This window comes from Streptomyces sp. AA4, from assembly GCF_000158875.1.
Lineage (GTDB): Bacteria > Actinomycetota > Actinomycetes > Mycobacteriales > Pseudonocardiaceae > Amycolatopsis.
The window spans coordinates 5,535,373-5,549,160 of sequence record NZ_GG657746.1; the positions used below are offsets into that span (position 1 = coordinate 5,535,373).

Annotated in this window: 13 protein-coding genes and 1 pseudogene; 8 read left to right on the plus strand and 6 right to left on the minus strand. The window is 69.8% G+C overall.

The window, feature by feature from the left end; translation table 11 throughout:
* Positions 1-158 precede the first annotated feature (158 nt).
* From SSMG_RS25305 to SSMG_RS25315, 3 genes are read left to right on the plus strand one after another with little or no spacing between them, the layout of a single operon-like run.
* Positions 159-383 (plus strand): DUF3311 domain-containing protein, encoded by a 225-nt coding sequence (locus SSMG_RS25305; RefSeq protein WP_037714803.1) that lies wholly within the window; start codon positions 159-161, stop codon positions 381-383.
* A complete protein-coding gene (locus SSMG_RS25310; protein WP_009080715.1) occupies positions 380-1,855 on the plus strand; it encodes a sodium:solute symporter in 1,476 nt (491 codons plus the stop codon). Before SSMG_RS25305 ends, SSMG_RS25310 begins: the two co-directional genes overlap by 4 nt.
* Before the next feature lie 19 nt (positions 1,856-1,874).
* The gene (locus SSMG_RS25315) at positions 1,875-2,843 is read left to right on the plus strand and encodes an ornithine cyclodeaminase family protein (RefSeq protein ID WP_199841090.1); all 969 of its coding nucleotides are present in this window, start codon (positions 1,875-1,877) and stop codon (positions 2,841-2,843) included.
* Between the two features lie 10 nt (positions 2,844-2,853).
* Here the strand turns inward: SSMG_RS25315 and SSMG_RS25320 are convergent, their stop codons facing one another.
* The 3 genes from SSMG_RS25320 to SSMG_RS25330 form a co-directional block, all read right to left on the minus strand.
* Positions 2,854-3,798, minus strand: a complete 945-nt coding sequence (locus SSMG_RS25320) for a hypothetical protein (protein ID WP_009080719.1) — start codon at positions 3,796-3,798, stop codon at positions 2,854-2,856.
* 200 nt (positions 3,799-3,998) lie between these two features.
* Positions 3,999-5,369 (minus strand): MFS transporter, encoded by a 1,371-nt coding sequence (locus SSMG_RS25325; RefSeq protein ID WP_009080721.1) that lies wholly within the window; start codon positions 5,367-5,369, stop codon positions 3,999-4,001.
* 130 nt (positions 5,370-5,499) lie between these two features.
* Positions 5,500-6,159, minus strand: a complete 660-nt coding sequence (locus SSMG_RS25330; RefSeq protein ID WP_009080723.1) for a TetR/AcrR family transcriptional regulator — start codon at positions 6,157-6,159, stop codon at positions 5,500-5,502.
* A gap of 146 nt (positions 6,160-6,305) precedes the next feature.
* On the opposite strand from SSMG_RS25330, the gene SSMG_RS25335 reads away from it, so the two are divergent.
* From SSMG_RS25335 to SSMG_RS47745, 3 genes and pseudogenes are all read left to right on the plus strand, one after another.
* A complete protein-coding gene (locus SSMG_RS25335) occupies positions 6,306-7,205 on the plus strand; it encodes a shikimate dehydrogenase (protein WP_009080725.1) in 900 nt (299 codons plus the stop codon).
* A pseudogene (locus SSMG_RS47740) lies at positions 7,195-7,800 on the plus strand (sugar phosphate isomerase/epimerase family protein); the annotation flags it as partial. The gene SSMG_RS25335 and the pseudogene SSMG_RS47740, both read left to right, overlap by 11 nt.
* Positions 7,801-7,883: 83 nt before the next feature.
* Complete coding sequence (locus tag SSMG_RS47745; protein WP_353611771.1) at positions 7,884-9,008, plus strand: VOC family protein; 1,125 nt, start codon at positions 7,884-7,886, stop codon at positions 9,006-9,008.
* 240 nt (positions 9,009-9,248) lie between these two features.
* Here the strand turns inward: SSMG_RS47745 and SSMG_RS25345 are convergent, their stop codons facing one another.
* Positions 9,249-10,070, minus strand: a complete 822-nt coding sequence (locus tag SSMG_RS25345) for a hypothetical protein (RefSeq protein ID WP_009080730.1) — start codon at positions 10,068-10,070, stop codon at positions 9,249-9,251.
* A 48-nt stretch (positions 10,071-10,118) separates the two neighbouring features.
* The gene (locus SSMG_RS25350; protein ID WP_037714807.1) at positions 10,119-10,697 is read right to left on the minus strand and encodes a hypothetical protein; all 579 of its coding nucleotides are present in this window, start codon (positions 10,695-10,697) and stop codon (positions 10,119-10,121) included.
* Between the two features lie 562 nt (positions 10,698-11,259).
* On the opposite strand from SSMG_RS25350, the gene SSMG_RS25355 reads away from it, so the two are divergent.
* Together SSMG_RS25355 and SSMG_RS25360 are read left to right on the plus strand one after the other, a co-directional pair.
* Positions 11,260-12,126, plus strand: a complete 867-nt coding sequence (locus tag SSMG_RS25355; protein WP_009080733.1) for an SAM-dependent methyltransferase — start codon at positions 11,260-11,262, stop codon at positions 12,124-12,126.
* Between the two features lie 87 nt (positions 12,127-12,213).
* Complete coding sequence (locus tag SSMG_RS25360) at positions 12,214-13,431, plus strand: hypothetical protein (RefSeq protein ID WP_199785981.1); 1,218 nt, start codon at positions 12,214-12,216, stop codon at positions 13,429-13,431.
* Here the strand turns inward: SSMG_RS25360 and SSMG_RS47170 are convergent.
* Positions 13,376-13,780: a helix-turn-helix domain-containing protein gene (locus SSMG_RS47170; RefSeq protein WP_009080736.1), complete on the minus strand. Its 405-nt coding sequence runs from the start codon at positions 13,778-13,780 to the stop codon at positions 13,376-13,378. The genes SSMG_RS25360 and SSMG_RS47170 overlap by 56 nt on opposite strands.
* Positions 13,781-13,788: the final 8 nt, after the last annotated feature.

Sequence of the window (13,788 nt, forward strand, 5' to 3'; positions counted from 1 at the left end):
CTGAGATCCAGCTCACAACTGGACCTGTCGCAACGCCCTGCGCCCTCCTACCGTCTTCTGGTATACCAAATTACCGCCAGGGCACCGCCGCCCGAGCCGGGAGCACCGGTCCGGCCGCGGTCGCCCCGGTGGAGCCGTCCCCGGCTTCAGGAGGTCGCATGATCGGAAGTCGCTGGTCCCTCGTGCTCGCACTCGGCCTGCCCGGCGTGGCGATTTTCGTCGGCGTGCCGCTCTGCAGCCAGAGCACGGTCACCGTATTCGGCATACCACTGGTGTTCGCGTGGCTGTTCGCCTGGCTCCCGCTGACGACGCTGTGCCTGTGGGCGTCGTGGCGCTTCTTCGACCGCGCGCAGTACCGGCGAGTGGAAGGCGGGGAAGAATGATCGCGGCCGTATTCGCTGTCGTCGTCGCGTTGTCGATCGGGGTGGCGCTGGCCGCCCGCCGAGGCGGAACGGGCAAGGGCGCCGTCGCCACGCTGGTCGCCGGCCGGTCGCTGCCGAGCCGCCTGATCTTCTTCCTCGCCGTGGGCGAGATCTACAGCATCGGCACCATGCTCGGCTTCCCCGGCGGCATCTACGCCAAGGGCGCGTCCTACGGGATCTGGTTCATCGGCTACATCCTGGCGGGCTACGTCCTCGGCTATTTCCTGGCCCCGCTGGTGTGGCGCGCGGGCAAGGCGTACGACGCGGTCACCGTCGCCGACGTGATGTACGGCCACTACCGCAACCGGCTGCTGGAACGGCTCACCGCGGTGTCGTTCGTGCTGGCGCTGGTGCCGTGGGCGATCTTCCAGTTCATCGGGCTGCAGACCGTCCTTTCCGGACTGGGCGTCCCGGTCACCCGGTTCGAGGCGATCGTCGGGGCCGGGGTCATCGCGTTCGTCTACGTCGCCGCGTCGGGCATGCGCTCGACCGCGTTCGTGGCGATCGTCAAGGACGTCTTCATGCTGCTGGGCATCGTGCTCGCCGGTCTCGCGGCGGTGATCGCGGCGAAGGGCGTCCCGGGCGTCTTCGCCGTCGTCGAGACGACGCCGAGTCTGGCCACGGTCAGCGGCACCGGCCTGGTCTTCGCGATGACCACGATTTTCCTGCAGTCCCTGCAGTTCTACCTCACGCTGCCCGCGCAGTTCCTGTTCTCCGCGCGGTCCGAGGCCGGGGTCAAGAAGTCCGTGATCTGGATGCCGCTGTACATGCTGATGTACCCGCTGCTGGTGTTCGCCGCCTACTACGGGCTGCGGACGAAACCCGGCCTGCACAACGCCGATTCGGTCTTTCTCGAGGTGACCCGCGAACTCGCGCCGGACTGGGTCGTGGGCCTGGTCGCGGCGGGAGCCGGGCTGGCCGGGGTGCTGGTGCTGGCGGGCAACGCGCTGATGTTCAGCGGCGTGCTCACGCGCAACATCCTGCCGAAGCGCGCGCAACCGGCCGCGCAGCGCAGGCTCAAGCCGATCATGGCGGCGTTCCTGGTCGGCACCGCGGCGCTGACCACGTTCGCGTCCTCGATCATGCTGACGTTCCTCAACCTCGCGCTGTCGCTGACCGCGCAACTGGTCCCGGCCTGGCTCGGCGTCCTGTTCTTCCGGAAGCTGCGGGCAGTCCCGCTGGCCGCCGGGCTGGTCGCGGGCTGCGCCACCGTCGCGTTCCTGTTCTTCAGCCACGCTCCGGTCGGCGGGGTGGTCAACAGCGGGCTGATCGCGGCCGCGGTGAACGCCGCCGTCGCGGCGGGCCTGTCCGCGCTGTACGCGGGCAAACCGGTCGACCACGAGATCCCGATCGTGCGCCGCGCTCGCGAAATCCTTTCCCCGGCCAGGAAACCGGTCCAGCCCGCGAGCGCCGCGGCGACCGGAGAACGGTGAGGCGGACATCGTGCGCATCGTGACGCGTTCGGACGTCGAGGCGGTCCTCGACCTGCGCGAGGTGATCGAGGCCGTCGAGCACGCGCATCGGCAATTGGTGCTCGGCGGGGCCACCCAGCCCGGTCGCGCCTGCGCGCCGATTCCCGGCAACGACGGTCTCCTCGTGCCGATGACGGCCACCGTGGACGGCGCCGGGGGCGTCAAGCTGCTGGCCGACCTGCCGGGCAACCCGGAGTCCGGCAGGCCGCGCCAGCAGTCGTCGATCATCCTGGTCGACACCGCGACCGGCCGCCCGGAAGCCCTGCTGGACGGCGCGGTGCTCACCCGCTTCCGCACGGCGGCCGCCTCCGCGGTAGCGACCCGGGCACTGTCCAATCCGGACAGTTCAGTGCTCGGCCTGATCGGAGCCGGGGCGCTGGCCCGCGCGCACCTGGAAGCCATCGCGGTCGTCCGTCCGATCCGGACGGTGGTGGTCTGGAGCCGCGATCCCGCGACCGCACAAGCGTTCCGGGACGAGATGGCCGGTTCCGGTCGCGAAATCTGCGTGGCCGAGACGCCTGTCGAAGCGGTTCAAGCCGCCGACGTGGTGTGCACGCTCACCCCGGCGGTGGACCCGATCGTCCGGGGAGCGTGGCTGCGGCCGGGCCAGCACCTGAACGTGGTCGGCGCGCCGCCCCGCCCGCACCACCGCGAAATCGACGCGGAATGCCTGCGCCGCGCTCGCGTCGTCGTGGACAGCAGGCATACCGCGCTGACCGAATCGGGTGCCGCGATCACCGCGCTGCGCGAGGGGGCGATCAGCGAGCAGCAGCTCGAAACCGAACTGGGCGAGGTGCTCGCCGGGGTCTGCCCCGGGCGCACCGGAAGAACCGAGATCACCCTGTTCAACTCGGTCGGCGTGGCAGTGCAGGACATCGCGACGGCGGCGCTGGTGCTGAGGCACGTCGCGGCCAAGGGACTGGGCGTCGAAATCGCGCTGGACCGGTGATTTCGGAGCGCTAATTCGCGACCGCTCGGCGGTAATCGCGAATCCCGACGACAGCCAGCGCCACGACGATCGCCCCGGCACAGCAGACCTGCGCGAGCACAACGACGTCGAACGGAAGGATCCCGTTTTTCCGCACCACATAATGAGTGACCGCCAGCCCGATGCCCACGGCCAGCGCGAGCGTCCACGCCGGACGCGGCCCGGTGCGGGGCCGGACCAGCAGATATCCGGCTCCGGCGAGCGCGCACAGCCAGACGAGCGGAGACAGCCCGGCGAACCAGCCGAGATCGCCCGGCAGGCCGAACCTGAGCGCGAGCACGGGAGCGAGCACGAGGCTGCCGCCGATGATCCGCCACCACGGTCGCGATGGCGGCGAAGGGGCGTCGACGTGGAAGCCCGCCAGCACGAGTACCAGCGGGAGCCATTGCGGAGCGAAGTACCCGGCCGCGCCGGGATCGAACGAATGCCGGACCAGGAACCAGAGCGCGCCCGCCGCCAGGATCGCCCCGGCGGCGATCCGCGCCGTCCGCCGCCACCCGTCCACCAGCAGCACGAGCGGGATCAGCGCGACTGCCAGCAGGACCAGGTCCCGGCTCAGGCCGGACACCAGCGCCGAGTGGAAGGCGCCGGGGTACGGGCCGGAAAAGGCGACCAGCATCCAGAGCGTGTAACCCACGTCGCAGGCGGATCTGAGCACGCCCCAGAGCAGGCCGAGCAGCGAAACGTGCCGCACGAGATCCCCGAAGGCGACCGTGCGCGCGGGGGCCGCCCGGGCCGCCAGCCGGGTGCGCAGGCCCAGTGCCAGCAACGCCCGCAGTTCACCCCAGAGCGCCGCGCGGTCCCGCTCTTCGTGCAGGTCGAGCAGGGTGCCGACCATCTCGTCGCCGCGTTCGGCGCGGTACCACGCCGGAAGCACGCGCACCAGCGCGCGGTATCGAGCCTCGGCGCTTCTCATGCCGCACCCGCCGGCGCGTTCGATACCTGCTCCGCCATGATCCGCATGTCTTTTAGGACGAGACAGGGCGGAGTCCGTTGCTTCGCCGTCCGAAATGGCCGTTCGAGCTGGGCGTTCAACCGCGGGTGATGGCGAGCTGCGAGTGCGCGAAGGGCGAGGAGTCTTCCTGCGGAGACTCCTCGCCCTTCCTCTCGAACGCGTCACGCAGCCACGGTGCTGCTCTCCCCCACCTCGCGCGGCGCCCGCTTCCCCAGCTCTGCCAACGGCACCCGGTAGGTCTCGCGCATCGTCAGCACCGCGAGCCCCGCCGCCACCGCTGCTCCGGCGGTCAGTCCGGCGACCGGCAGCCAGTTCTTCAGGTCGGCTCCGGCGAGCGCGGCGGCGATGGTCGGGGCGAAACCGCCGAGCGCGAAGCCCAGTTGCGTGCCGACGGCGACCCCGGACATCCGCACCTTGGTGCCGAACTGCTCGGTCCACAGCGCGTAGCCGACCCCGCCGTAGGCGCTGTACACGACGCCCGACAGCAGGATCCCGAGCACGAACACCAGCGCGATGTTCGCCTGGCTGACCGCCCAGATGAACGGCCAGATCAGCACCGCGACGCCCAGCGCGGCGACGGCGAAGACCGGCTTGCGGCCGAAGCGGTCGCCTGCCTTGCCCCACAACGGAATGGCCGCCAGCGCGACCACGTTGCTCAGCATGATCATCCACAGCATCGCGCTGCGGGGCAGGCCGATCGTCGACACCCCGTAGGTGAGCGAGTAGATGCTGACGATCGTGCTGGTGACCGAAATCAGCGCGCTCACCACGATCTTGAGCACGTCCGGGGTGTGGTGCCGCAGGAGCACCAGAAGCGGGGCCTTGGGGACGGCGTTCTGCTCGCGCGCGGCGGAGAACTCCGGGCTTTCCTGCAGCGACCGCCGGATCCACCAGCCGGCGACCGTGACCAGGGCGCTGAGCAGGAACGGGATCCGCCAGCCCCAGGACAGCAGCGCGGAGGTCGGCATCGAGGACAGCGGGAGGAACACCGCGGTCGCCAGGATCAGGCCGAACTGCGTGCCCGCCAAGGTGAAACTCGTGAAATAGGCGCGCCGTCCGGGCGGCGCGTGCTCCAGCGTGGCGGACCCGGCGCTGGACTGTTCTCCGGCGACCGCGAGCCCCTGCACGAGCCGCAGCGCGACCAGCAGGATCGGCGCGGCGACCCCGATCGTACCGTACCCGGGCAGCACGCCGATCAGGAAGGTTGCGGCGCCCATGCCGAGCAGCGTCAGCAGCAGCACGCGCTTGCGGCCCAGCGTGTCGCCGAGATGCCCGAGGATGAACGAACCGACGGGACGCGCGACGTAGGCGACCCCGAAGGTGGCGAGCGAGGCGATGGTCGCGGTCGCGGCGTTGCCCGCCGGGAAGAAGACCTTCGGGAAGATCAGCGCCGCGGCGGTGCCGTAGATGAAGAAGTCGTAGTACTCGAGCGCGCTGCCGATCCACGACGACACGGCGGCCTGGCGCGGGGTGCGGCGGGCGGCGTCCGGCGATGCGGGATCGTGCTCCTGGCGCGGGACAGCGTCGTCCACGTCAGCCTCCTTGATGACCGCGGCGGCGGTCGACGGGTCCGTCCGGCCGGAAGGTCCCGGCTGGTTTATGTACCGGATAGTGAGTTAGCCGCCGCGGGCGTGTCAAGCCCTTCGCCGCGATCCGGTCCGGTCAGGCCCGCCCGACGTGCGCGGTCAGGTACTCGAGAACCAGGTCTCCCAGCATCCGCCGGTAGTGGTCGCGACGGGAAGGATCCAGCAGGTCGCGGTCGAAAATGACCTGGAAGGTGTGCTGGTTCGCGGTCCGGAACACGCAGAACGCGCTGATCATCATGTGCACGTCGAGCGCGTCGACGTCGTCGCGGAACAATCCGGCGGCGCGGCCGCGTTCGAGAATGCCGGCGAGCACGTCGATCGCGGGCGCGGCGAGACCGGGCAGGATCGGGGAGGTCCGCAGGTGCTCGGCGTGGTGGATGTTCTCGATGCCGACCAGCCGGATGAACGCGGGATGCGATTCGTGGTGGTCGAAGGTCAGCTCGGCCAGCGCCCGCATGGCGCGCGCCGGGTCGAGGTGGTCGACGTCGAGCTGCTGCTCCAGGGCGCGGATGCCCTGGTAGGCGCGCTCCAGGACGGCGACGTACAGGCCTTCCTTGCTGCCGAAGTAGTAGTAGATCATCCGCTTGGTGGTCCGGGTGCGGGCGGCGATCTCGTCGACCCGGGCGCCGTCGTAGCCGCGGTCGGAGAACTCCTCGGTCGCGACGTCGAGAATCTCGGCGCGGGTGCGTTCGGCGTCCCGCTGCCGCTCCGGCGCGTCGGAGGGTTCGGCGCTCACGGGATCGTCCTCGCTGCTCGGCTCACGCCGCCGAGGATATCCGCCCGCCGCTTCCCTTTCGCGCGCCGACACGGTACAAGTAACTAACTAGTACATTCATTGCCAGCGTGCATTGATCGGATTCGCCGACCCCGAGGAGCCGTGCCATGTCCCCCGACCGCACCCCGTCCGGCCGCCTGCTGACCGGCCTCGTCGGGACCGGGATCGGCCCGTCGCTCTCCCCCGCGCTGCACGAGCGCGAGGCCCGGGCGCTCGGCCTGGAGTGCACCTACACCCGGTTCGACCTCGACGTCCTCGGCGTTCCGGCCGCCGCCGTCGGAGAGCTGCTCGCCCAGGCCCGCGCGGAGGGCCTGGCCGGGGTCAACGTGACGCATCCGTGCAAACAGCTGGTCATCCCGCACCTGGACGAGCTGTCGCCGGACGCGGCGGCGATCGGCGCGGTCAACACCGTCGTCTTCGAGGGCCGCCGCGCGGTCGGGCACAACACCGACTGGTCCGGGTTCCGCGACGGTTTCGTCGCCGGTCTGCCCGAGGCGCCGCTCCGCCGCGTCGTGCTGCTGGGCGCGGGCGGGGCGGGCGCGGCCGCCGCACACGCGCTGCTGACGCTCGGCGCCGAATCGCTCGCCGTGCTCGACACCGACCTCACCCGCGCGGTCCGGCTCGCCGACGACCTCACCGCGCGGTTCGGACCCGGCCGGGCGTGGGCCGGGGGCGTTCTGGAACGGGAGCTTTCCGAAGCCGACGGACTGGTGCACGCGACCCCCGTCGGCATGGCCGAGCATCCGGGACTGCCGCTGCCGATCTCGTTGCTGCGCAAGGAACTCTGGGTCGCCGAGATCGTCTACCGGCCGATGGAGACCCCGCTGCTGCGCGCCGCCCGCGCGCTCGGCTGCCGCACCCTCGACGGCGGCCGGATGGCGGTGCACCAAGCCGCCGCGGCGCTGAAACTGTTCTGCGGCCGCGAACCGGACCCCGCCCGCATGCTGCGCCACCTCACCGAACTGGTCGGCGCCGAAACGACAGGAGGCACCACCCGTGTCGCGTGAACTCCGCACCGGAATCGCCACCGTCTGCCTCTCCGGAACGCTCGACGACAAACTCGCCGCCGCCGCGTCCGCCGGATTCGACGGCGTCGAGATCTTCGAACCCGACCTCGTCGCCTCTCCCCTGCCGCCCGGCGAGGTCCGGCTGCGCTGCGCGGACCTCGGCCTGTCGATCGACCTGTACCAGCCCTTCCGCGACCTGGACTCCACCGATCCGGACCGGTTCGCGGCGAACCTGCGCCGCGCGGAACGCAAATTCGACCTCATGGAAGAACTCGGCGCGGACACCGTGCTGGTCTGCTCGTCGGTGGCCGACGACGCGGTCGCCGACCTCGACCGCCTCGCCGAGCAGCTGCACACGCTCGGCGAACGAGCCGGCGCCCGCGGGCTGCGGATCGCTTACGAGGCACTGGCTTGGGGCAAAGAAGTGTCCACTTACGACCGTTCCTGGGAAGCCGTGCGCCGCGCGGACCACCCGGCGCTCGGCCTGTGCCTGGACAGCTTCCACATCCTCTCGCGCGGCTCGGACCCCGCTGCCATCGCGGACATCCCCGGGGACAAGCTGTTCTTCCTGCAGCTCGCCGACGCGCCGCACCTGTCGATGGACGTGCTGCAGTGGAGCCGGCACCACCGGCTCTTCCCCGGTCAGGGCGCTTTCTTCCTCCCGGCTTCCTCGCCCCCGTGCTCGCCGCCGGATACGCCGGGCCGCTGTCGCTCGAGGTGTTCAACGACGTCTTCCGCCAAGCCGATCCCGAGCGCGCCGCGATCGACGCGCACCGGTCCCTGCTGGCGCTGGCCGAAGCGACCGCGGCTGCAGACCCCGTCGCTCAGCCCGCGCCGGAAGTCCGCGGCCCGGCGTTCGTCGAACTCTCCGCCGACGCTTCCCTGGCCCCGGTGCTGTCCGCGCTCGGTTTCGCGCGCACCGGCATCCACCGCACCAAACCCGTGGAACGCTGGGAACAAGGCCCGGCGCGGATCCTCGTCAACCGCTCCGGCGGCCCGGCGGCCGTCGCCGCTCTCGCCGTCGAATCCGCCGACCCCGCGGCCGCCGCGCGCCGGGCCGTCCGGCTCGATGCGAAGCGCCTGCCCCGGGAACGCGGCCCCACCGAAGCGGACCTCGCCGCGGTCACCGCACCGGACGGGACCGCGTTGTTCTTCTGCCGCACCGGAAACGAAGACGACTGGACCGGCGATTTCGTAGCCACCGGCGAAACCGCCGACGGCATCGGCATCACCGGCATCGACCACATCGGACTCGCCCAGCCCTTCGACCACTTCGACGAAGCGGCGCTGTTCTACCGCACCGTGCTCGGCCTGGAACCCGCCGCGGCCGGCGAGTTCGCCGCCCCGTTCGGCCTGGTCCGCAGCCGAGCAGTCGCCGACCCGCACCGCAAACTCCGGCTCGCGCTCACGGTTTCCCTGCTGCGGCGCGGAGAATGGGCACCCGGCGTGTCCGAACCGCAGTACATCGCCCTAGCCGTAGACGACCTCCTCGCCGCGGCCCGAGCCGCCCGCGCCGCCGGCGCTCCCCTGCTGGCCGTCCCGGACAACTACTACGCCGACCTCGACGCCCGCCTCGACCTGCCCGCGGACCAGCTGGCCGCGTACCGGGACCTCGGAGTGCTCCACGAACGCACCCCCGAAGGCGACTACCTGCAGGTCTGCACCGAAGTACTCGGCGGCCGGGTATTCCTGGCACTGGTCCAACGCCTCGGCGACCACGACGGCTACGGCTGGACGGACGCCCCGGTCCGGATGGCCGCCCACCGCCGCCGCCGGCTCGCCCGGGCGCACGTGCCTGCCTGAGAGCTGGGCTGAGCGTTTGCTCGGCCCGGTGAGCTCCGTCAGTTCGTCGGGTAGCTCGTCCCGGAAGGGCGCTTTCCGGACGGCGGCGTGCGGATCGCGTTCCTGTTGGTAATGCCAGTGCGCGCCTGCGGAGCATCCCGGTCCGCAAGCCATTCCTGGGTGAGATGGCCGAGCCGTCGGCATCTCGGTCCCGGCACCGGTCACCGGGGCCGCCTCATCTGCCGGACTTGAGGCCGCCGCTCAGGTCAGATGGTCGAATTCCCCGCTCACCCAACGAATGTGCGCCTCCGCCGAACGATGCACGACAGCCCGCGCATCCCCGTCGATCGTGTCGCCGCCGAGGGTGTACAGCCGGTCGTAGGACCAGCCGTCCAGCCGGTCCACGATGCGCCGGACCACCGCGGCGGACAGCGGGATGTGCTTCGGGAAATTGCGCTGGAACGAGACCCAGTCCGGGGCCAGTCCGCCGCTGATCGTGTCGCCGGAGAGGATCGTGCCGTCTGGCGTGCGCAGCACCGAACTGCCCAGCATGTGACCGCCGACCTCGATCAGTTCGACGCCGGGCACCGGTTCGGCGTGCACCGTCCAGAACTCCAGCACCGGGTCGGTGCGGCCCAGCCATTCCCGGCCCGCCGCGTTGACCAGCACCGGAATCCGCCCGAACGCGTGGCTCCAGCTGACCTGGGCGGCGAACATGTGTGGATGGCTCGTCGCCACCGCGGCGACCTCGCCGAGCGCCCGGACCGCGGCGAGCGTATCCGATTCGATCGTGGTCGGCGGATCCCACAGCACGTTCCCCCGCGGGGTCCGCACGACGAACGACCACTGCCCGATCCCCACCACCGGTTCCCGCCGCAAGCTGTGCACCCCGCGGCCGTGGTCGCGCTGCCGCACCGTGTGCGGTTCGGCGGCGAGCTGTTCGTGCGTCCGCCAGTTCCCGGAGTGCGGGCCCAGGTCCCCGCGCTCCTCGATCCCGACCTCCCCGCGGTCCAGCACACAGTGCGGCGGCTCCGGGAAGCCAGGCTGCTCGATGCCGCAGCGGGCACAGATCCATAGTGTCATGATCGCGATTCTCGAACCTCGACCATGGTAGAGGTCAACCGCGGCGGCTCAGTCCCCCTTGATCCGTTCGACGAGTTCGTCGCGGAACTCCCGCACCGCCTGGAACTCCGGTTCGTCGCCGGTCGCCCGCTTCAGCGCGCCTTCCAGGATCTTCAGTCCCTGGCGTTCGTCGCCGTGCGAATCCGCCTGCCGCGCAGCGTTCTCCAGTGCCTTCGCGAGTTTCGTCCGCGCTTCCGGTTCCTTGGCGGCCTGGTTGATCCGGATCCAGTTGCCGCCCGGATCGACGACGGTGAACCCGGTGTACCGGTCGTTGCGCAGCCGCGGCCTGGTCATCCGCGGAATGCCGGAGACGAGCAGTTTCCCGTGCCCGGACCGCATCCCGGCCGCGAAGGCCTCGAACAGTTCGTTGACGTCCGGCACGATGACCAGGCACGTGCTGTAAGACTGCGCCGGGTCGTAGCCGTCCATCCCGAAGAAGTGCAGATTGATGTCCTCCCGCCGCACGGCGAGGTGTGAGTACGGCCGCGCCTGCCGCGAGGTGATCTCGAAACCGAGCATCTCGTAGAACGGCGCGACGTCGTCGATGGAGCGACAGGGCAGGAGCGGAATGGTCAATTCATTCGCCATCGCCCGAACGTAAACCCGGATCCGCCGAAACGACACGGAGGTATTTGCTGACGCGAATATCAGCTCGGATCCCCTTTCCCGGCACCACACCCAGCCCGAACACGGCGGCGCAGAACCCGATTCTCACTCCACCGCGGGACCGATCGGCCCCAGCACCTCCGTGTCGGTCCGGACCCACCCTCCTTGAGTTCGACGAACAAGGCGCGGCTGTCGGTGTCGCACTGCGGACCCTCTACCACCACTTCTCCAGCCGAGACGAACTGCTGACGGCGGCGCGCCCTGCTGAGCAGCATCGTCGAACGCGCCCACCGGGAAGGCAAACTCGCGGTCTCCGCGTCGGCCCCTGGCGCTGGCAAACCCTGCTCGACACCTTCGACGGCGACACCGCTTCAGCCGCGCGCGCCGCTACCGAGGCGTTGACCTCCGCACTGTTTCACCAGCAGCCCAGCGCCGATTGATTCTCCCTGGCTGTCCGTCGTGGAGCCCTTCAGCCGAACGCCGTATCGTGGCCGGGAAGCCTGGTCTGTGTTCACGGAATCTCGCCCTGCCCAAGGAGCCGCTCATGGGAACCGGAGCCGACCGGACCGCGTTCGGGCCGATGGTCATCGTCGCCGCCGACCAGCACGAAACCCGCCCCCTGATCGACGACCCGTGGGCCCGCCGCCTCCTGCCCGCCGGCGGACGTCTCGCCGTCGCGCTGACGCGATACCGGCCGATCCGGCGAGCGTTGACCTCCGCGACGGAGAAGAAGATGCCCGGCCTGTGGGCGAGCATGCTGTGCCGAAAGCGCTTTGTCGACGATGCCCTCCACGCCGCTCTCGACGGCGGGATCGACGCAGTAGTCATCCTCGGCGCAGGCTTCGACACCCGCGCCTGCCGCCTCCCCGCACTCGCGAAAATCCCGGTTTACGAGGTCGACCTGCCCGCCAACATCGCCCGCAAACGCACCGCCCTCACGAGAGCGCTGGGCCGCGTCCCCGAAAACGTGACGCTGGTGCCGATCGACTTCGAAACCCAGAATCTCGCCGACGCCCTCGCCCAGCATGGCTACTCCGCCGGGCGGACCTTCTTCATCTGGGAGGCCGTCACGCAGTACCTCACCGAGGCTGGCGTCCGTCGCACGTTCGACTTCCTCGCCACCGCCCCCGCGGGCAGCCGCCTGGCGTTCACCTACCTCCGCAAGGATTTCCTCGACGGCACTGCTCTTTACGGTGCTGAGGCCGCCTATTCCGATTTCGTCCTCAAGCAGCACCTCTGGCGCTTCGGCCTGATGCCCGATGACGTCGAAGCGTTCCTCGCCGAATACGGCTGGCACGAACGAGAACAAGCCGGACCCGAGGAATTCGCCGCCCGGTACCTCCGGCCGGGAGGACGGGATCTGCCGGTGTCGGAGATCGAACGCTCGGTGCTGGCCGAGTTCACCGGCTGAGGTTTTCCCGCGACCAACACCGAGCCGCGCGGGCATGCCGACGAGTCCTGCATCGACACCGGGTCGCCCTTGGTTAGGCTCTCGCAGGTGACCACAGGGATCGAGTCGCCCACTCCCGTCTCGCGGACCGCCGCACGGCACAACACGGCCGTCCGGCGGGCGGCCGTGTACCTGACGCTGGCAATTGCGTCGCTGCTCAACTTCATCTCGTACGCGCCGCTCGACGTGCGCGCGCACGAGAAAGCCTGGGGCGACGCGCTCAACTACTACGCCATGTCCGAACACACCGGAGCGCAAGTCGACAACCCGTTCGCGCTTCGAATGCTCAGCCCGTGGCTGGTGCATCTGGCACGCAAGATAACCGGACTCCCGCTCGACGTGCTGTGGCTCGGATTCACCGCCGCCGTCACGCTCGCGTGCACCGTCGTGTTCTTCGAATTCTGCTGGCGGCACCTCACCCTGCATCTGTTCACCTCGGTACTCGCCGCGATCGCCCTCTCCAGCACGTTCTGGTACGGCCCCTACGCCTTCAGCAACCCATTCCTGGTCGACCCGCTGAACAATCTGCTCTACCTCATCGCGTTGTGGCTGTTGTTCAAACGCAAACTGCTGCTGTTCACCCTCGTCATCGTCGTCGGCACCATCAACAAAAAGACCACCCTGCTGCTCGCCCCGCTGTACCCGCTCCTGGCCTGGACCCGGTCGCGGTCACTGCGCGACCGCCAGGTGTTGTTCGGCGTGCTCGCAACGGCAGTCGCGGCGCTGGCGTATGCCGGTTTCCGCCTGTGGGCACAGAACTTCATCGGGGGCAACTACAGCCTCGGCAGCGGCCAGGGCAACCACAGCCTCGCCTCGAACATCGTCTTCGCGCTGTCGTCGAACAAACGCAGCGAGCACGCCGCGCTCTTCGACACCTTCCATTTCTTCTGGATCATCTTCGGCTACGGCCTCTACCGGCTGTACCGCCAGCGAGGCCCGTTCAATCCGCTGCTCGTAGCCAGCGGCTACCTGGCACTCTGCTGCCTCGCCGGACGAATGGTCGCCACCGACACCCAACGCGTATTCGTCATGCTCGCCCCCCTGGTCATCGGCGTGGTCGCCGTTGTCCTCGACAACCAGCGCAGCGACATCCGGCGCTTCCTCACCGGCCTTCTCGTCTTCGTCTACCTCGCACTCAACCTGCGATTCGTGCCCGACGACATGAAATTCCTGATCGAAATCGGCGGACTCGTTCTTTTCTGCGCGCTGCTTACTCGGAACGCAGGTCCTCGCCGTGATACCGGAGCGCGGAAAGCGCCAGCATGACCTGGGACCACCGGCCGGTATCGGTCACGTCGAGGCCGGTCAGCCGCTGGATCCGGGTCAATCGGTTCAGCACCGTGTTGCGGTGGCAGTACAGCTCCCGCGCGGCCTGGACCGCCGAGCGGATCCGGGCCGCTGTCGTCGCGAGCAGCTCCCGCCAAGCAGCTTTGCAGTGCTCGTCGCCGACGACCACGACCATGCGCCGACCGGCCAGCGCGAGCCCGATCCCGTTCGTTCCGGAGGCTCCGACGCCCAGCGCCACGCCGAGGTGCCGGTGGTCCTCCTTTCCGGCTACGAACTTTGCGCCGGGGCCGGTAGCGCTGACCATCGGCAAGCGGGGTGAGGCGCTCACAAGCCGCG

Bases quoted from the DNA above. Each gene is read 5' to 3' on its own strand.
- SSMG_RS25335 (WP_009080725.1), top strand. From the start codon at position 6,306: ATGTCCCCCGACCGCACCCCGTCCGGCCGCCTGCTGACCGGCCTCGTC.
- SSMG_RS25310 (WP_009080715.1), top strand. From the start codon at position 380: ATGATCGCGGCCGTATTCGCTGTCGTCGTCGCGTTGTCGATCGGGGTG.
- SSMG_RS25350 (WP_037714807.1), bottom strand. From the start codon at position 10,697: ATGGCGAATGAATTGACCATTCCGCTCCTGCCCTGTCGCTCCATCGAC.
- SSMG_RS25305 (WP_037714803.1), top strand. From the start codon at position 159: ATGATCGGAAGTCGCTGGTCCCTCGTGCTCGCACTCGGCCTGCCCGGC.
- SSMG_RS25345 (WP_009080730.1), bottom strand. From the start codon at position 10,070: ATGACACTATGGATCTGTGCCCGCTGCGGCATCGAGCAGCCTGGCTTC.
- SSMG_RS25355 (WP_009080733.1), top strand. From the start codon at position 11,260: ATGGGAACCGGAGCCGACCGGACCGCGTTCGGGCCGATGGTCATCGTC.
- SSMG_RS25320 (WP_009080719.1), bottom strand. From the start codon at position 3,798: ATGAGAAGCGCCGAGGCTCGATACCGCGCGCTGGTGCGCGTGCTTCCG.